16 protein-coding genes are annotated in these 17,411 nt (G+C 68.4%); 3 read left to right on the top strand and 13 right to left on the bottom strand.

The genetic code is table 11. The annotated features are described in order from the left end of the window. Nucleotides 1–27: 27 nt before the first annotated feature. Nucleotides 28–1,797, top strand: a complete 1,770-nt coding sequence (locus tag P0Y60_04265; protein WEK61981.1) for an aldehyde dehydrogenase family protein — start codon at nucleotides 28–30, stop codon at nucleotides 1,795–1,797. A gap of 30 nt (nucleotides 1,798–1,827) precedes the next feature. Here P0Y60_04265 and pip read toward each other — a convergent pair whose 3' ends face one another. Next, entirely contained in the window at nucleotides 1,828–2,790 is a 963-nt protein-coding gene (gene pip / locus P0Y60_04260; GenBank protein ID WEK61980.1) for a prolyl aminopeptidase, read from the bottom strand. Nucleotides 2,791–2,858: 68 nt separating this feature from the next. Continuing rightward, entirely contained in the window at nucleotides 2,859–3,734 is an 876-nt protein-coding gene (locus tag P0Y60_04255; protein ID WEK61979.1) for a neutral zinc metallopeptidase, read from the bottom strand. A 51-nt stretch (nucleotides 3,735–3,785) separates the two neighbouring features. On the opposite strand from P0Y60_04255, the gene P0Y60_04250 reads away from it, so the two are divergent. After that, complete coding sequence (locus P0Y60_04250; protein WEK61978.1) at nucleotides 3,786–4,775, top strand: malate dehydrogenase; 990 nt, start codon at nucleotides 3,786–3,788, stop codon at nucleotides 4,773–4,775. 53 nt (nucleotides 4,776–4,828) lie between these two features. Continuing rightward, entirely contained in the window at nucleotides 4,829–5,305 is a 477-nt protein-coding gene (locus tag P0Y60_04245) for a dehydrogenase (GenBank protein WEK61977.1), read from the top strand. A gap of 27 nt (nucleotides 5,306–5,332) precedes the next feature. Here P0Y60_04245 and P0Y60_04240 read toward each other — a convergent pair whose 3' ends face one another. From P0Y60_04240 to P0Y60_04190, 11 genes are all read right to left on the bottom strand, one after another. Further along, complete coding sequence (locus tag P0Y60_04240; protein WEK61976.1) at nucleotides 5,333–6,076, bottom strand: hypothetical protein; 744 nt, start codon at nucleotides 6,074–6,076, stop codon at nucleotides 5,333–5,335. Then, nucleotides 6,051–7,715, bottom strand: coding sequence for an alpha/beta hydrolase (locus P0Y60_04235; GenBank protein ID WEK61975.1), 1,665 nt, complete (start codon nucleotides 7,713–7,715; stop codon nucleotides 6,051–6,053). The genes P0Y60_04240 and P0Y60_04235 overlap by 26 nt, the downstream gene beginning before the upstream one ends. After that, the gene (locus P0Y60_04230; protein ID WEK61974.1) at nucleotides 7,712–8,005 is read right to left on the bottom strand and encodes a hypothetical protein; all 294 of its coding nucleotides are present in this window, start codon (nucleotides 8,003–8,005) and stop codon (nucleotides 7,712–7,714) included. The genes P0Y60_04235 and P0Y60_04230 overlap by 4 nt, the downstream gene beginning before the upstream one ends. Before the next feature lie 88 nt (nucleotides 8,006–8,093). Next, a complete protein-coding gene (locus tag P0Y60_04225; GenBank protein WEK61973.1) occupies nucleotides 8,094–8,381 on the bottom strand; it encodes a WXG100 family type VII secretion target in 288 nt (95 codons plus the stop codon). 123 nt (nucleotides 8,382–8,504) lie between these two features. Then, nucleotides 8,505–9,128 (bottom strand): hypothetical protein, encoded by a 624-nt coding sequence (locus P0Y60_04220; GenBank protein ID WEK61972.1) that lies wholly within the window; start codon nucleotides 9,126–9,128, stop codon nucleotides 8,505–8,507. Then, a complete protein-coding gene (locus P0Y60_04215) occupies nucleotides 9,128–9,745 on the bottom strand; it encodes a hypothetical protein (GenBank protein ID WEK61971.1) in 618 nt (205 codons plus the stop codon). The genes P0Y60_04220 and P0Y60_04215 overlap by 1 nt, the downstream gene beginning before the upstream one ends. 40 nt (nucleotides 9,746–9,785) lie before the next feature. Continuing rightward, nucleotides 9,786–10,979, bottom strand: a complete 1,194-nt coding sequence (locus P0Y60_04210) for a hypothetical protein (protein WEK61970.1) — start codon at nucleotides 10,977–10,979, stop codon at nucleotides 9,786–9,788. Further along, nucleotides 10,976–11,281: a hypothetical protein gene (locus P0Y60_04205; protein ID WEK61969.1), complete on the bottom strand. Its 306-nt coding sequence runs from the start codon at nucleotides 11,279–11,281 to the stop codon at nucleotides 10,976–10,978. The genes P0Y60_04210 and P0Y60_04205 overlap by 4 nt, the downstream gene beginning before the upstream one ends. A 77-nt stretch (nucleotides 11,282–11,358) precedes the next feature. Next, nucleotides 11,359–11,646 (bottom strand): WXG100 family type VII secretion target, encoded by a 288-nt coding sequence (locus P0Y60_04200; protein WEK61968.1) that lies wholly within the window; start codon nucleotides 11,644–11,646, stop codon nucleotides 11,359–11,361. A gap of 119 nt (nucleotides 11,647–11,765) precedes the next feature. Further along, nucleotides 11,766–12,821, bottom strand: coding sequence for a hypothetical protein (locus P0Y60_04195; protein ID WEK61967.1), 1,056 nt, complete (start codon nucleotides 12,819–12,821; stop codon nucleotides 11,766–11,768). A gap of 44 nt (nucleotides 12,822–12,865) precedes the next feature. Beyond that, nucleotides 12,866–17,386 carry an FtsK/SpoIIIE domain-containing protein gene (locus tag P0Y60_04190; protein WEK61966.1) on the bottom strand — a complete coding sequence of 1,507 codons (4,521 nt, stop codon included), beginning with the start codon at nucleotides 17,384–17,386 and terminating at the stop codon, nucleotides 12,866–12,868. Nucleotides 17,387–17,411 lie beyond the last annotated feature (25 nt).

The following is a 17,411-nucleotide window of genomic DNA, read 5'->3' as shown; positions in this document are numbered from 1 at the left end:
CTGGGATCCCGTCCGAAGGAGACTGCGATGACTTCTGCGACCACCACGGCCACCACCCCGGCCACGTCGAGCGCGTCGGAGAGTGAGGTCGGCACGGCCGAACGCGAACGACTCGACGGAGCGATCGCCGAGCTGCACGCCGGCTCCCGCACCTGGACGGCACTCGCCCTCGCCCAGCGCGTGACGCTGTTGCGTGCCGTGCGCACGAGCGTCGCCGCAGCGTCCGAGGACTGGGCGAACACCGCGGCCGCGTCGAAGGGGCTCGACGGGCGGCATCCCCTCCGCGGCGAGGAATGGCTGAGCGGCCCCTACAGCGTGCTGGGCGCCCTCGACGCCTACATCGAGACCCTGTCTCGGCTGGCCACCGGCACGAACCCGCTCGAGGGACTCTCGATCACGCGGGCTCCGGGCGGGCGCACCCGCGTGCAGGCCTTCCCTCTCACCGGCATCGACCGATTCCTGCTGTCGGGGTACACGGGCGAGGTCTGGCTGAACCCGGGCGTCACCCCGAACGCCGCGCGAGCCGCGGCCGGTCTCGCCCAGCGCACGCCGACCACCTCCGGGGGCGTCGGCCTGGTGCTCGGGGCAGGCAATGTGACCTCGATCCCCGTGCTCGACGTGCTGTACGAGCTGCTCGCCCACAATCGCACGGCACTGCTCAAGGTCAACCCGACGCAGGATGCTCTGGTCCCGGTCTACAAGCGCGCATTCGCTCCACTGATCGAACCGGGCTTCGTGCGCATCGTGCGCGGCGGACCCGACGTCGGTGCCTACCTCACCGGCCACCCCGACCTCGCCCACGTGCACATCACGGGGTCGGCGGCGACCTTCGACGCCATCGTCTGGGGCACCGGCCCCGCAGCCAAGCGCCGACGCCGCGAGAACCGCCCGCAGCTCAAGAAGCCGATCACCGCGGAGCTGGGCGGGGTGTCGCCGATCATCGTCGTGCCGGGCGATTGGAGCGACGCGGACCTCACCTACCATGCCGAGCACATCGCGACGATGCGACTGCAGAACAGCGGGCACAACTGCATCGCAGGGCAGGTCGTGATCCTCTCCGATGACTGGGCACAGGCCGACGCCTTCCGCGCAGCTCTGCGACGAGCCTACGCGAATGCCCCCGAGCGTCCCATCTGGTACCCGGGCTCCCCGACGCGCATGCACCGCGCCGCGGACGACTATCCCGATGCCCTCGTGCTCGGCGACCGCGTGCTCGTGGAGATCGACGGCGACGACGACCCCACCGCGCTGCAGAACACGGAGTACTTCGCCCCGGTGCTGGGCGTCGTCGCCGTCGCGGGTGCGGGGCAGGAGTTCCTCGACGCCGCCGTCACCTATGCGAACGACCGACTGCAGGGCACGCTCGGCGCGAACCTCATCATCGCCCCCGCTACGGAGCGTTCCTTGGGCGCGGGCTTCGAGCGCGCGATCGCGAACCTCCGCTACGGCTCGATCGCGATCAACGGCTGGACCGCGTTCGGCTTCATCACGCCGACCATGACCTGGGGCGCGTTCCCCGGCAACACGATCGACGATGTGGGAAGCGGCATCGGCGTCGTCCACAACGCGCTGCTGCTCGACGACGTGGAGCGCTCGATCATCCGCGGACCGTTCCGTCCGCTCCCCCGGTCGCTGCCGGTGGTGAACGGCGGCGGACGGCTGACCATCCTGCCCAAGCCGCCGTGGTTCGTCTCGGCGCGCACCGGCGCGGAGGTCAGCGAGGGTCTCACCCGCTTCCGCGCGAACGGCGGCGTGCTCGGGCTTGTGAAGACGCTGACGAAGGCGTTGCGGGCCTGACTCCGCGCCCGCGCGACCGCGGGCTCACCGTCAGAACGAGAAGAGGTCGGTCGCGTCGCGCAGCGCCTGCTGGATGCCGGGTTCCGTGGCCGAATGACCGGCGTCGTCGACCACCACGAACTCCGCCTCGGGCCAGGCCCGGTGCAGATCCCACGCGGTCATCATCGGCGTGCACACGTCGTACCTGCCCTGCACGATGACGGCCGGGATGTGGCGGATCGCATCGATGCCGTCGAGAAGCTGCCCCTCGGTCCACCAGCCGCGGTTCACGAAGAAGTGGTTCTCGATGCGCGCGAACGCGGTCGCCGTCTGCGGATCGGCCATCTTCGCGATCTGATCGGCGTCCGGCCGCAGCGTCACGGTCGAGGCCTCCCAGGTCGACCAGGCGATGGCCGCCGGCACGTGCACCGCAGGGTCGGGGTCGAAAAGCTGTCGGTGATAGGCGTCGATCAGGTGCGAGCGCTCGAGCAGCGGGATCGGGGCGATGAAGCTCTCCCACAGGTCGGGGAAGAGCGCGGCGGCCCCACCCTCGTAGAACCACTCCAGTTCCATGCGCCGCAGCGTGAAGATGCCACGCAGCACGAGCGCCGACACGGCATCCGGGTGCGCCTGCGCGTAGGCGAGCGCGAGAGCGCTGCCCCAGGATCCGCCGAAGACCTGCCACTGCTCGACGCCGAGGTTCCTGCGCAGCAGTTCGATGTCGGCGATGAGATGCGGGGTGGTGATGTGCCGCAGGTCGGCGCCCGGCTCCCCCGCGTGCGGGGTGCTGCGACCGCATCCACGCTGGTCGAACAGCACGATGCGGTACTTCTCGGGATCGAAGAACCGCCGCTGCCACGGCGAGGTGCCGCTGCCCGGCCCGCCGTGCAGGAAGACGACCGGTCTGCCGTCGGGGTTGCCGCTGGTCTCCCAGTAGAGACGGTGGCCGTCACCGACGAGTAGCTCACCGGAGTCATACGGCTCGATCGGCGGATACAGCGCATCCAGATTCATCGTCGGCCCCCGTCCACGAACAACACCACGGAGGCAACGCTACCCGAGCAGACCCAGGTCAGCCGGTATTACAGGTCGCCTGCGGCGGCAGTGAGGGCCTGCTCGCACACGCCGAGCCCGTTCGCATATCCGCTGGCGAACCACCCCTGGCGTTGGTCGCTCGTCCCGTGGGTGAAGCTCTCCGGGTTCACCGAACCGGACTGCCCCTGGATGTGGTCGTCGCCGACCGTGAACGCGGCGTTGAGCGCATCGACGCGCTGCGCCTCGGTCGACGGCTGCAGATAGGAGACACCGTCGGCATCCTTCGACTCCGACATGCGAGCGATCCAGGCCCCCGCGTAGCAGTCCGCCTGGAGCTCGGTGCGCACGCCGTTGCTCGCAGCTCCCGTGCCGTTGTTCGGGTACCTGTCCATGACCCCGGTGATGTACTGGATGTGGTGGCCCCACTCGTGCCCGACGATGTAGAGCTGCGCGAGGTTGCCGGCGGAGGCGCCGAACTGCTGCCGCATGAGCTGGAAGAACGTCGGGTCGATGTAGACCGTCTCGTCACCCGGGCAGTAGAACGGCCCGACCGCGTTGGATGCCGTGCCGCACGCCGTGTTCGTGGCGCCGTCGACCACGACCATCTGCGGAGCGCGGTAGTTCTCCACACTCTTCTCCCAGAAGGTGTCGAGCGCCAGCTGTGCGCCCGCCATCCGGCAGTCGACGTCTTCGTTCGCGTCCTGTCCGGTCGCGCAGCCTTCGATGACCGTGCCCTCGCTCGATCCGGATCCGCCGGACTGCACCCCGCCGAGCAGCCCCGTCAGATCGATGCCCAGCAGCGGACCGGCGATGAGGGCAATGAGGCCGAGCACGCCGACACCGGCACCGCCCGCGATGGCCGCGTTGCGTCCACGGCGACGCGTGGTGTTGCCGGAGAGATCGGCATCGGGATTGAAGGTCATGCGTCGAGGGTACTCCGACCGCCGTGCCGCGAACGGTCGTAGGCTCGGGTCATGACGACCACGATCACCATCACCGGTGCCGGCGGACAGATCGGCTACGCACTCCTCTTCCGGATCGCCGCGGGAGACCTGCTCGGCCCCGACGAGAGGGTGCGCCTGCGACTGCTGGAGATCCCCCAGGGGCTGGGAGCCGCGGAGGGTGCCGCGCTGGAGCTCCAGGACGGCGCCTTCGACCTGCTGGAGCACGTGGAGGTGACCGACGACCCCGCCGTCGGCTTCGACGGCACCGACCTCGCACTGCTCGTCGGAGCGCGCCCCCGGGGACCCGGGATGGAGCGGGGCGACCTGCTCGCCGCCAACGCCGGCATCTTCGGACCGCAGGGCGCCGCCATCGCCGCGCACGCAGCCCCCGGTGTGCGCGTGACGGTGGTCGGCAACCCCGCGAACACCAACGCGCTGATCGCCGCGGCATCCGCCGACGGTGTGCCGGGCGAACGGTTCACTGCTCTCACTCGGCTCGACGAGAACCGCGCACGTGCGCAGCTCGCCGGCATCCTGGGCGTGCCGGTCTCGACGATCCGCCGCGTACCGATCTGGGGCAACCACTCCGCCACGCAGTTCCCCGACGTCTCGCATGCGACCGTGGGCGGCGAGCCGGTGATGGAGGCGCTAAAGGCGTTCGTCGACGACGTGCCGGACTGGCTCGACGCGATCTTCATCCCCCGCGTCGCGAAGCGCGGCGCCGAGATCATCCAGGTGCGGGGCTCCTCGTCGGTCGCCTCGGCGGCGAACGCCACCATCGAACACGTGCGCGACTGGGTGCAGGGCACCGACGACTGGACGTCGGCCGGCGTCGTGTCGCACGGCGAGTACGGCGTGCCCGAGGGTCTCGTGTCGTCGTTCCCGGTGCGCGCGGTCGACGGTGAATGGCAGATCGTGGAGGGTCTCGAGGTCAGCGACTGGGCACGGGCGCGCATCGACGCCTCCGTCGCTGAACTGATCGAGGAGCGCGACGCGGTGCGCGACCTCGGGATGCTCTGAGGCTGGTCGCACTTCGACCGCGGAACAGGGCAGAATGGGTGCGGAGGTGCGCGATGAGCGAGACGATCGATCCCACGAAGGCGACGGCATCCATCGAGGATGCTCTCACCAGCCCGCTGCACCTGCCGCATGATGCGGCACAGTGCCCGAAGTGCTTCACCGAGCTGCAGCAGAACCGGAACTTCTGGATCGCGCGGCCCGACGGCTCACGCCTGGTGGGCCTCGTCGTCGCCCGCGAAGGGATGCCGTCGGTCGTCGAACAGCGCGACATCCTGACCCGTTTCGGGGTGCCGATCGAGGGGTTCCGTCATCCGGCTCCCGACATCATGGAGAGCTGGAACGAGCGTCTCGCCCGACTGATCTCGACGTTGCGCACCGGCGATGTCGTGGTGGTCGTGAACATCACGGCGCTCGGCCTCGACGCCGACGAGGGTGCCAAGACGGTCGCAGAGCTGCGCCGTCACGGCATCATCGTGAAGGTGCTGAATCACGATGCCCGGCATCTGGCCGACGCCGCCGCCGCACGCTGACGAGCTTCTCTGGCGCCGGTCGACGCGTCAGCCGTCGTAGGGCGCCACAGGGAACTCGGTGGTCGTCGGTTGCGGCTCGACAGGAGTACCGTCCTCGTTGACGTAGATGGGACTCCCGTCTTCCGGGAAGTAGAACCGCGGCTGCCAATCCGGGCCCTCGAACGCAGGGAAACGCAGCGACGCGCCGTCGTAGACGAGTTGCCCTCCGAAGACCATGTCGGAGAGGTCGGCCGCATCGCCGGGGATGCACCCGGGCGTCGCCGACGCCGAGATCTGGTTCCGACCCGGACGGATCGTCACGACACCACGGCCGACATCGCCCCCGGTTCCGATGACGTTCACCTCCTGCCGATCGCCCTCGCCGAATCGCGCGGTACTGGCCTCCACCCCGGCATCCTCGAACGCCTTCGTCGCCGCAGCGACCACCGCATCCACATCGATCTCCTCGGTAGGCTCGAGCACCCGCATCCAGGAGAAGGTGTAGCCCGTCACCTCGCCGTTGATGCGACAGGGGATCGGTGACGCGCCGAACGAGCCCTGGTCCACGATCCAGTCCCCCTCATGAACGGCCATGATCACGGAGTGCATGACCGTGGCATAGGCGATGTAGTTCTTCTCGCCGTCGCGATACAACGCATCGCCCTCAGGCGCCGGAGCACAACTCGTCATCGTCATCACCAATCCGACGGCCGCTGCCGCCATCACTCCGCGCTGCCATCTTCCGCGCATCCGCAGTCCCATCCGCTCAGAAGTCGATGAGCGCGTACTCATCGCTGATCCACCAATTGCTCGCATCCCAGAATCCCTGCGTACTGCCCTCGCCACCACGTTCGGTGCCCGGCTGGCCGGTCTGGATGATCTCCGTGATGTTGTAGAACGATTCCGAACCCGGCTCGAGGTAGGCACCGGGGCCGAGAGCATCGTGGCCTGTTGCGGCGGGGAGGCTCTCGCCCGCCGCATCGACGCCACCATCACTGTCGAACACGGTAGTACCCGGCAGCCGCTCGGGGCTGACAGGATGCCCGGGAGCGGTGGCACGACCGAACCGGGCGACGCCATCGTCTTCGGAGATGGTGGCGTAGATCTGCGGCGGCCTGCCGTTGGTCAGGTTCTCGACCACGGTGGGATCGTTCGGGAACCCGGCCGAACCGACCGCGATGAACGAGGTGACTCCGAGGCCGTCCGGTTGCGAGCCGATCGCGAGGGCGGCCGTCGTGCTGCCGTAGGAATGCGCGATCACGTTGATGTCAGCGTCGGGAGACAACGCACGCACCGCGAGCAGATACGAACGCAGCGACGCTGCGCCGTCCTGCGCCCGATCCATCGCCGGCTCCTCGAGCAGCCCCGGTGTGTCGTAGCCGAACCACACGACGGTCGCGGACCCGGGACCGACGGACCGGTTCAGCTCCTTCGCCGACTCGCCCCACGAGAACAGGTCGTCGACGTTGCCGTTCATCCCCGGCACGAGGGTGTTGATCTCGGTGGCCGTCGACAGATCGCCATAGGCGAGCGCCGCGGTCACCTGCTCGGAGCCGTCAGGGTCGAAGCTGATGAGATTCGGCTTCGGGGTTCCCGCGGCTCTCAGCGCCGTCAGGATCGCTTCGAGTTCATCCCGATGGGGCCCCTCGGGCTCCGTCTCGAGCAGCTCCTCCAGCCGCGCCTTGTTGACCGTCGCGCGCACATCCCACGGGATGCCGTCGAGGTTGCCGATGATGTCGGGATGACTCTTGATGATCTCGTCCTGCAGCTCGGGATGATCGAGCCACAGCCGGTAGATGTCCTCCGGACTCGTGGCCGCGAGAAGATCGTCCAGGAAGTCGCGGGCCTCGTTGGTCAACACAGGTCCGCCACCGCCGGCGAGTTCCGACAGGGCGGCGGCATAGGCGGTGTCCCAGTCGCCGTAGAAGCCCTCGTACTGCAACCACAGTTCCTCGAGCGCGTCCTTCGCGGTGTCGCGGTCGGCGATCGCCTCGTGCGCGGCGTCGTTCGTGTCGTCGATCTTGTCCTGATCATCGCCGTAGGCCGCAGCCATCGCCGCGCGACCGGCGTGATCGGCAGCCAGGTTCAGGCGTGAGAACGTCGCGTGCGCCGTCTCGATATCGTCGATCAGGTCGTTGGCCGGCTTGGCGTGCGCATCGAAGGCGTCGGCGTAGCGCTGCAGCACTCCGGCGAGCAGCTGAGCCTCGGCGATGTCGCCCGGCAGCGCAGCGGAGAGATCATTCGCGTCATCCCGCGCGGCCGTGATGGAGCGTCCGACGCCGGGCAGGTCATGGGCGGTCTGGGTCGCCGTACGCACGTCGCCCAACTTGTTCGCGACCCGGGTGAACAGGCTGCTCCAGTAGGCCATCGAGCCGCTGTTGCCCTCGAGGCGCTCGAGCGGATAGCCCCGGTGGGGAGAGGTCAGGCTCACGGATGATCACCGCCCGTCAGCTCGACGTCGAGCTCGGAGTACTTCGTCGCGATCGCGGTGATGGCGGCGGCGAGGGAATCACCCGACTCGATCCGGTCGTAGGCGACGTCGTGCAGTGCGGTCAGACGCCGGTGCAGTTCGAGGCGGAGCCCCGCGCGCTGAGCCGGATTCTCGACTCCGGTGTCTTCGCCCTGCACGTTCGCTGCTTCCATCAGGAGCGCGGAGGTCGCCGTCGTGAGCGAGCTCGAGGCGGCATTCAACTCGGCATAGAAGATCTCGACGTCGCTCATGATTCGCCCCCCTGACGGATCCTAGACCTCGGTGGGAAAAGGGGCCGACGGTCGTCCGCCGGCCCCTCCCCGAAAACGTGCCGCCGTGTCAGCTGCCGGCGAGCTGCTGGTCCAGGTCCTGGATCGCACGCATCATGCCCAACAACGACTCGGACATGTCATTGATGCCATCGACCGCAGTCTTCAGACCCGTCGTCAGCTCCGTGTACCCCTCACCGAACTTCCCCGACGCATGCTGCGTCTTGAAGTCCTCACCCAGAAGAGTGTCGACCTGACCCTTCAGCGTGTCCAACTGGCCCTGAATGTCATCACGAGCCTGCGACAGCGACGACGCCACCTGCTCCATCTCTGCATAAGACGCACCGAAATCGGCCATCGTCCACACCTCCGGAAATCGATTGAACCGGACCACTCCGGCCCGAATATCTCCACCCTACGGACAAACGACCGCGACCGTCGATGGGGACAAGTCCCCATCTGTCGCCGCATCCGCGTGCTCTCAGCGGTTCAACGGCCATTCGTCGCCCGGCCGCACGACGGCGGCGACGAGCTCGTCGAGACGCGCGGGATCAGCCCGGGGCACGAACCCGCTGAGCGTTGCCGATGCGAGCGCTGCGTCGGCGAACGGCTCCACGAAAGCCATGCCGTACGGCACCACCGGGCCGAGCATCGCGCACACGGTCGCGCCCTCTCCGAAGAAGATCCAGCGTCGGGTCGCGTAGTCCAGGTCGTTCTCGCGCTGGGCCAGCGTGGTCGAGAAGCCGGTGCCGAGCGATTCGGTCTCGGTCAACCGCGGGGTCACGGGAAGGATGGCCGTGTTCGACCACAGGAACTCCGCCTGTTCCTGGCGGGACAGCTCGTGCGTGATCACGGAGACCATCAGCGGTGCGACGACTGCGCCCTCGGCCCCGACGACGAGCAGCAGTCGGCGATCTCCATCCGCCTGCTCGGCGACCGCGAGCAGGGCAGCCTCGACCTGCGCGGCGACCTGGGAGTGCACGCCGGAATCACGGGTGAAGTCCTCGGCCGCCTGGCGGGCCCAGGCCTCCCGCTCGTGCGGGGCGAGACGTTCGGCGGGCACCGGGATGACCCGATCGGGCGCGTAGGCGATGGCCAGTTCCATCAGCGCACCGTCCACGTGAACGTGCTGACGTGCGTGTCGAACAGGGCGATCCAGAGAATGAGGTTCGGGTGATCCGCCGGAAGGTCGGCCTCGTGGGTGATCGTCGCCGTCCACTGCACCGCCTCGGTGAGCCTCGTGCCCGGCACCGGGATCAGATAGTTGATCAGCAACGACACGACATCCTCGCCGTCGACCGAGACCTCACGGCGCTCGGTCCAGCGCACGATGCGCTGCCCTTCTCCGATCGGCACGCCGTCATGATGCCGGACCGCACTCTCGACGATCTGGTCGAGGGTCGCCTCGGGTGATGACGTGCGCTTGAGTCCCACCACGGTCGCCGCACCGATCGCCCAGGTGGGTGCCGCCTCACCGGCGAAGGCGTACGCGAAGCCGTCGCGCGCGCGCAGCCCCTCGAGCACTTCATGCACCTTGCCGGCGAGCACCGGCCCGAACGTCGTGTTCTGCGCCCCCTGGAGACGCGCCTCGGCACGACGGATCAGGTCGCGCTCGGTCGTCTCGCTGAGGTCGAACGCCTCCCACCCCGGGGGAAGGAGCATCCGGTAGGGCGGGATGATCGTTCCGGTCGTCCCCATCAGTTCCGCGCGCAGGCTGCTCATCGTCTCAGTCTTCCATGGGGGCGGCACACGCCGCGGTCGGTCAGGAGAACGGGTTCTGGCCCGGGTCGAATGTTCCCGACCACGCGCCGCCGGCGCTGTCCTTGATGCCCCCGGCGATCGCGAAGTGCGAGGCGAAGATGTTGCCGACCATGTCGAGAGTCTCCACGCCCGTCATCTGCACCCCGAAGGACGCAGCGCCCTGACCGGTGAACAGCCGAGCGGAGAAGTCGCCGAAGGCTGCCGTGAAGCCACCCCGGATCTGGCTGAGCGAACTGAGCGGAGTCCGTCCGGCGAAGGCGTTCACGAAGCGCATGCCGTCGGCGCCGAAGTCGGCTCCCTGGATCATCGCCATCGGGCCGCGGGCGAACTTGATCGCCGGGCCGATCAGCGGGATCACACCGATGACGCCGAACACCACGTCCAGGACCGAGCCGTTGCCCCTCGCCAGTCTCGCGACGGCGACGATCAGGGTCGCGATCGCGACGATGGCGGCCAGCGCCGCGATGATCGGGCCACCCACGATGATCGCGAGCACCGCGAGCACGATGCCGGCCACCGCGAGGAAGTCCGACATGAACTGCAGGAAACCGTCGAGGTTGTCCCAGGTGCTGTCCTCGATCTTGTCGGAGGTGTCTTCCCGGATGTTGCTCGCCGCGTTCGAGAAGGCGGTGTGCCACGTGTTCCACTCGCGGTCGTAGTCCCCGGCCCGCGCATCCCAGTCGCCGCGTGCACCGCTCGCCACACCGGCGGCTGCGCCGGCGGCGTCGTCGCGGGCGTCGATCGCGTCCTGCCGCGCTTGCGCGTCATCGGCATCGTCGCCCGTCGGATAGTCCGGCATCTGCGAGGCCGCTGTCGCCGCCTCATCCTTCTTCTGCTGATACGTGGCCCACAGCGTGATCAGGTCGTCGAGGATGGGGTTGATCGCGGTCTTCGAGGTCTCCAGGTCGGTGGCGTACTGCACGATGTGCGGGGCCACCGCGTCGTACAGATCGGCCGCGCGGCTGAGCTCGGCATACATCTCACCGGACACCTCGGCGAGCTTGTCGACGGCCTTGCCCTCCATGTCGGCGCCGTTGTCGACCAGTCGCTGCAGCAGCGTCGCGGAGTTGCTCATCGCGTCCGCCAGGGTCTGCAGCGAGTTGCCCCGGTCGCGGATCGACCCGACATCACCGGTGAGTTCACCGATCGGATGCCCGGCGGGCGAGGTCATCGGCATGTATTCGTACACGGTCACTGCCCGCCGTTCTCAGACTTGGATGCGGCGTCGCGGTCGAAGTCCTGGAACCCCTGGATCACCGCGGCGACGTGCTCTTCGACCTTCTTGCAATCCTCCATGAGCTGCTTGCGACGGTCGTCCCACCGACCCTCGAAGTCCGACGCCGCGTCGCGCAGGGCACGCTCGCCGTACGGCGAACCCACCGCGCCCTCGAGATCGTTGCTGCGCGAACCGGCATTGTCGAACTCGTCGATGATGCTCTGCAGTTCGGTCTGCAACGGCTCGAGATCGCCGTATCTCAGCTTGACGCCGTCACCCATGTCAGCCCCCTCGTGGAAATCTCAGATAACGGGGACCGGCTGCGGAGCCGGTCCCCTGAAAAGCGTGTGCCGCCGAATCAGCTGCCGGCGAGCTGCTGGTCCAGGTCCTGGATCGCACGCATCATGCCCAACAACGACTCGGACATGTCATTGATGCCATCGACCGCAGTCTTCAGACCCGTCGTCAGCTCCGTGTACCCCTCACCGAACTTCCCCGACGCATGCTGCGTCTTGAAGTCCTCACCCAGAAGAGTGTCGACCTGACCCTTCAGCGTGTCCAACTGGCCCTGAATGTCATCACGAGCCTGCGACAGCGACGACGCCACCTGCTCCATCTCTGCATAAGACGCACCGAAATCGGCCATCGTCCACACCTCCGGAAATCGATTGAACCGGACCACTCCGGCCCGTCTGAGAAAACTCTACGAAAACGACGTCTCCCGGTCGATGGGGACAACTCCCCATCCGCCGTCGGCGTCTGCCGTCAGCCCGTGGCGATCTTCGTGATCACGGCCGCTGCCACCAGCCCCACGAGCAACGGGACGAGGCAACCGACGGCCGCAGCGCGCCCGCCCTTCGGCGCGGCGAACAGCGCCTCGCGACGCGATCGGCGGGAAGGATCGGTATCCGCCACCGCGGACGTCTCCTCGGCCCGCGCGCGCGTCTCCAGCAGCGTCACCAATGCCGTGAGGTCGGCGATCCACTCCCAGTAGGCGGGTTCGGCCATCGGCAGATGCCGACGGGCGATCACGAAGACCCGGTCGCCGGTGACCTCGATGTCGCATTTGTCGGCGATGGCGATGATGGCGGCCTGCACGTCGGGTGAGAGCAGATGGCGCACCGGCTGCTCCGTCTCGCGAGCAGTGAAGACGTCGAAACGTGATCCGAGGTCGCCCTCGATCTGCACGCGCTCCAGGGGCGCCTTCGGCTCCCAGCCGGATGCGGCCACAGGCGCCTTCGTGATCAGCGTCATCGAGGGCAGAGGGCTGCGCAGGTCGAACGCGGCATAGCTGGCCACCCGCGGCATGCGCGCTCGCGCCACCCACGTGTCGAACGAGTAGTTGGCTACTTCGAAGGGCCGTGGCGCGGGGCCCGCGACGATATCGCTCGCCACCCGCGACGTGCCCACGCCGAAGAGCGCCGCCGACCGCTCCGGGTCGAGCTCGCCCGTGCGGTAGGCGAGCCCGTTCGCCTCGGCGAACCTCGACAGCCGGTACTCCTCGGCCTCGCGGTCGGCAGGACCGCGGAGGTGAGAGCGGATGCGCGCCACGGCGAGAGGCACCACCATGAGCCCGGCCAGGATGAACGTCGTCGCATCGGCACCGTCGGCACCGAACAGGAACTGGACGGCGACGACCGCCAGAGCCGCGAGAACACCGGCGCCGACCACCAGCACGAGCGATTGGAAGACGATCCATCCGGATCCGAGGACCACGCCGAACTGACGCCCCTCGCGGGCGACGCGCTCACGGCTCTCCTGCCGGGCGAGAGCGGGCTCCACGGGCGCATGCAGCGCGGAATCGTCGAAGGTGACCGTCATTCGTCAGCTCATTCCTCGGTGTCGGGGCAGAGGCGCACTCGCGCTCAGCGGACGGGTGTCCATGTGTCTCCTTCGATGAGTGGCAGCTGCACCGTGACCTGGCGGCCCGCCTGCACGAAGATCCCTCGGCCGTCGGGGAAGTCGGTGCGCTTGACCTTCGGGAACGGGACCTTGAAGATGGCGTCGCCGTCGAAGGCGTCCGGCTTGAGGATGATGCCCTTGCGTCCGGCCTTGAAGTCGCCGATGAAGCCGAAGCCGCTCGTCACCTGGGTGACGTCGGCATCGCCCACCAACAGGTGGTCGCTGCGGTTGATCGCCTGGAAGAGAGCCTTCATCTCACGCTCGGCGGGGCCGTCGGCGAACTGCGGCACATCCTCCACGACGATGAGCATGCGCACCGGCACCGCCTCGTCGACGGCGATCTCGGCGATCTCCTTCGCGAGCTCCTTGGCCTCCTCGGGCGTGACGGCGCTCCGCGTCCAGTCGACATAGCCCTTGAGCTGCGCGCGGCGCCCACCGAAGTGGAACAGCTTGACCTCGGGGTCGAGCCGGCGCACCGAGGTGATGATGCCCTTGAGCGCGGTCGTCTTGCCCGACTGCGGCGGACCCGCCACCACGAACGTGCCGACGGGGTCGAACTCGCGCGGAGCCAGGGTGTCTTCCGCGACGCCGAGCACCGGGTACTCGCCGATCCGGTCGGGCAGGTCGCGCGACGAGAGGCGCGTGGGCAGGGCGCCGATCTCGGCCACCTCCCGTGCGCCGCCGGCACGGAGCTCCGCCGCGAGTTGATCGAGCAGCTTGGTCTGCTCGGCGACGTTGGGCGTGCCGCCGAGCGTCGCGATCTGCGTCTCGAGACCGTCGACGATCGCCCTGCCCGGGGCGGAGCGCTCGTCGAGCACATCCTTCGGCGCGTTCAACATCGCGTAGCCCGACTCGTCGGCCAGTCGCAGCACGACGCGGCGCGACACGTTCGCGCTCACCGCGGTGGGCACGGAACCGGAGCGGTCGGCACTCGCGATGACGTGCACCCCGAGCGGGCGTCCCTCGCCGAGGATGCGCATGAAGGTCTGGTAGAACGGCATCCGCGCCGTCGTCGACTCCCACTCACCACGGAACTGCGGGAAGCCGTCGATGAGCAGCAGGATGCGCGACTCGGCCCTGCCGGTGATCTCGCGGTACTCGGTGAGACTCGACGCGTTCGCCGCACTGAACCGCTTGCCGCGGTCGTCGAGCACACGGGCGAGTGAACGCAGGATGCGCTGCACACGCTCCGCATCATCGCCGGAGATGACCGAGCCGACGTGCGGCAGCACCTCGAGGCTCTTGAGCGAACCGGAACCGAAGTCGAGGCCGTAGACCTCGGCGTTCGAGCGGACCCCGTCGAAGCCTGCGGCGATCGCGAGGGTGCGCAGCACCGTCGACTTGCCCGAGCCGCTGGTGCCATAGACGAGGATCGAACCGTCCTTGTCGGGGTGGAAGTACGCCGGCTCCTGCAACTGGCGCTCGGGCACGTCCATCTTGCCGAGCAGGATGCGCCCATCACCGTGCACCGGCAGATCACGGATGTCGACCGCGCGTTCCAGATCGTCGAGCCACGGTCGCCGCGGCGCCGGGATGGCCGCCTGGGCTGCGGCGTCGACGAGGGTCGCGACGATCCGCTTCTGGTCGTTGGGACCGAGATCCTCGTCGTGCGAGTCGGATTCGGGCGCCTGCTCGGCCTCCCAGGTCTGGATCGATCCGAACCGCAGCTCCGCCACCCGCACCTCGGCGACCTGCGCTTCGTCGCTCGTCCATCCGCCGGCATAGGCCGATTGGAACGGCACGAGGCGACCCGGCCCGGTCTTGGCGATGCCACGTCCGGGGAGCGAGGGCGGGAAGGATGCCGCCACGGGGTCGTCCACGACGTCCTTCGAGTCCGATTCGTCGGCCATACGCAGCGCGACGCGCAGGTTCGTGTTGGCGCGGAGGTTGTCCTTGATGACGCCCGCCGGACGCTGCGTCGCCATGATCAGGTGGATGCCGAGGGAGCGACCACGCTGGGCGATGTCGACCACACCGTCGACGAACTCCGGTACCTCGCCGGCGAGAGCGGCGAACTCGTCGATCACCAGCACCAGGGCAGGCGGCGTCTCGGGGTCGCGGCGCTTCTCGAGCTCGAGGAGATCCTTGGCCTTCTTGCGGTTGAACAGGTGCTCGCGGTGATGCAGTTCAGCGCGCAGGCTGGTGAGCGCTCGCCGCACCAGGTGCGGGCTCAGATCGGTCACCAGCCCGACCGTGTGGGGCAGGTCGACGCAGTCCGCGAACGCGGAGCCGCCCTTGTAGTCGACGAAGAGGAACGTCACGCGGTCGGGGCTGTGGGCCGCGGCCATGCCGAGCACCCACGCCTGCAGGAACTCGCTCTTTCCCGCGCCCGTCGTGCCGCCGACCAGGGCGTGCGGCCCCTGCGTGCGCAGGTCGAGCGTCATCGCATCCGTCTGCGACTGCCCGATGATCGCCCGCAGGTTGCCGGCCTTCTTGAGACGCGACTGCGGTGCGCCCGAACGGTCGATGATCGTGTTGTTCTGACGCCAGCGATCGATCACCGAGTTCGCGTCCTCGGCCACCTCGGTGCCGATGAGCGACAGGAAACTGACCGAGTTCGGGATGTCGGAGGAGTCCTCGATGACCGTGCTGGAGTCGACGACCGGCGCGAGACGCTTGGCGAGCATCGTCATGTAGGCGTGCGACACGCCCTCGACCTGGACGTCGCTGTAGCCCACGCCGCTGCGGACCGTGCCCACCGTGGCGTGGTCGAGGCCGGCGCTCACGTCGACGAAGGTGCGGCAGGCCGCGGGGAGGGCGGCCACGACCGGAGCGACGAACAGTCCGTACACACCGACGTCAGCGCCGCGCTCCAGGATCTGGGTCAGCCGGGCACGGTCCACCGGCGCGTCATTCGTGACGATCACGACGATCGCGGTCTGCCCGGGGAAGGTCGCATCCTCGGCGGCCCGCTTCACGTCGGTGCCGAAGAGCATCGGGTCCCAGTCCTCGCCGTAGGGCGGACGCTGCGACTTCGCCTCGCGCGACCGGCGCAGCACGATCTCCTCGAGACCGCTCAACAGCGCAGCCCCGGTGGAGGCGGAGTCGGCGAGCGAGACATCCTTGAACGGACTGCGTTCGCTGGAGGTGTGCGGGAGCCATTTGAGCCAGTCGAGCTCGTTCGCCCAGCCCGGTTCGGTGAGCGCGACCGTGACGAGCTCGTTGGGCGAGTGCATGCCGAAGAGCTGCACCGCGATCCCGCGCAGGGCATCGCTCGCGAGCGAGGTGGGCCCGGCGACGCCGATCGATCCGACGCTCTGCAGCGATTCGAGGATCGGGACATCGGGGATCATCTTGTAACGCTCTTCGAGCCGGTCGACGCGTTCGACGTACTCGACGAGAGCCTCCGGGGTCTCGGACCGCTTGATCCGGGTGCGCGACTCGTCTTCGCACACCCCGAGGCGCAGCGAGAGGAAGTTCCAGTGCTCGGGGCGGCGCGTCCACAACAGCGGTCCGAGCCGCATCGCCTCATCGAACACGACCGCCACGGCGGGCACCTCGTTGTGACGCACCTCGCGCTCCTGCGGATGCGCGTGATAGAGCTTCTCCTCCAGCCGCTCGAACTGCTCCTCGAACGACTCCTCCTCCTTGCGCAGACGTTGGCCGAGATTGGTCTTCTGCGAGATGAAGTTCCCGAACATCATCAGCGGCGACATGAAGACGATGAGCAGCGATCGCGGGTTCTCGCTCATCGCGAAGATCGCGAGCCCGAGCAGGATCGGGGCCACCAGCATCGGCCACGGGAAGAGCCGCTGCACCTGATCGCGGGGGTAGCGCGGCTCGTCGAGCTCCTCCCCCGTGAACCGCTCCTCGACGCGAGGACTGCGGTTGAACATGAGGGCACCGCCGCGCTCGAGCACCGGGTCGCCCGCGGCCGAGCCGTCGAAGTCGCTCACCAGATGCACCACGAACTCGCAGTCTCCGAGCGTGAACCGCTGACCGGGGATCACGCGCAGGCGCTGCACGAGTCCTCCGTCGACGAGGATGCCGTTGGCGGAGTTCAGGTCGACCAACTCGACGAAGGTCGATGCGACCTCGATGCGGGCGTGACGCTTCGACACGAGCGGATCGGAGATGGCGATGTCGTTGGACGCATCCCGACCGATCAGGAAATGGCCGATCGGCAGCGGGAACTCCTGACCGGATGCCGGGCCGGAGACCACGCTGAGCAGGGCGGCGGGGCGGGCGCCGATGTTCGCCACCGATGCCCGGTTGGGCCCGACGTTCACGACCTCCGCGAGGAAGCCGGACCCCAGCGGCGCGTCTCCCACCAGCAGGTCGGGGCTGAGCATCGTCGCCTGATCGCTCGTGGGCGGTGCGACGGAGAGCGTGAGAACGTCAGCAGGCCCCGCCACGATGCTGCGCAGCGGATCGGTCGAGGCGATCTGACGCGCCACGTCGGCGATCGTCGCCGTCGAGTCCGCCGTCACGACCACATCGGTCAGGGGCGCCGCGGGTCGACGCAGCGTCAGCTTGACTCTCATCGTGCATCCTCACCGCGCCGGTGGC

It is taken from the genome of Candidatus Microbacterium colombiense (assembly GCA_029203165.1).
In the GTDB taxonomy this organism is placed as follows: domain Bacteria; phylum Actinomycetota; class Actinomycetes; order Actinomycetales; family Microbacteriaceae; genus Microbacterium; species Microbacterium colombiense.
Note: the sequence above shows the minus strand (reverse complement) of the source record. Positions and strands in the feature narration are given on the sequence as shown.

Excerpts from the sequence above, each read along its gene's own strand:
- P0Y60_04265 (WEK61981.1), top strand. The coding sequence starts at position 28 with ATGACTTCTGCGACCACCACGGCCACCACCCCGGCCACGTCGAGCGCG.
- pip (WEK61980.1), bottom strand. The coding sequence starts at position 2,790 with ATGAATCTGGATGCGCTGTATCCGCCGATCGAGCCGTATGACTCCGGT.
- P0Y60_04255 (WEK61979.1), bottom strand. The coding sequence starts at position 3,734 with ATGACCTTCAATCCCGATGCCGATCTCTCCGGCAACACCACGCGTCGC.
- P0Y60_04250 (WEK61978.1), top strand. The coding sequence starts at position 3,786 with ATGACGACCACGATCACCATCACCGGTGCCGGCGGACAGATCGGCTAC.
- P0Y60_04245 (WEK61977.1), top strand. The coding sequence starts at position 4,829 with ATGAGCGAGACGATCGATCCCACGAAGGCGACGGCATCCATCGAGGAT.
- P0Y60_04240 (WEK61976.1), bottom strand. The coding sequence starts at position 6,076 with ATGAGTACGCGCTCATCGACTTCTGAGCGGATGGGACTGCGGATGCGC.
- P0Y60_04230 (WEK61974.1), bottom strand. The coding sequence starts at position 8,005 with ATGAGCGACGTCGAGATCTTCTATGCCGAGTTGAATGCCGCCTCGAGC.
- P0Y60_04225 (WEK61973.1), bottom strand. The coding sequence starts at position 8,381 with ATGGCCGATTTCGGTGCGTCTTATGCAGAGATGGAGCAGGTGGCGTCG.
- P0Y60_04220 (WEK61972.1), bottom strand. The coding sequence starts at position 9,128 with ATGGAACTGGCCATCGCCTACGCGCCCGATCGGGTCATCCCGGTGCCC.
- P0Y60_04215 (WEK61971.1), bottom strand. The coding sequence starts at position 9,745 with ATGAGCAGCCTGCGCGCGGAACTGATGGGGACGACCGGAACGATCATC.
- P0Y60_04205 (WEK61969.1), bottom strand. The coding sequence starts at position 11,281 with ATGGGTGACGGCGTCAAGCTGAGATACGGCGATCTCGAGCCGTTGCAG.
- P0Y60_04200 (WEK61968.1), bottom strand. The coding sequence starts at position 11,646 with ATGGCCGATTTCGGTGCGTCTTATGCAGAGATGGAGCAGGTGGCGTCG.
- P0Y60_04195 (WEK61967.1), bottom strand. The coding sequence starts at position 12,821 with ATGACGGTCACCTTCGACGATTCCGCGCTGCATGCGCCCGTGGAGCCC.
- P0Y60_04190 (WEK61966.1), bottom strand. The coding sequence starts at position 17,386 with ATGAGAGTCAAGCTGACGCTGCGTCGACCCGCGGCGCCCCTGACCGAT.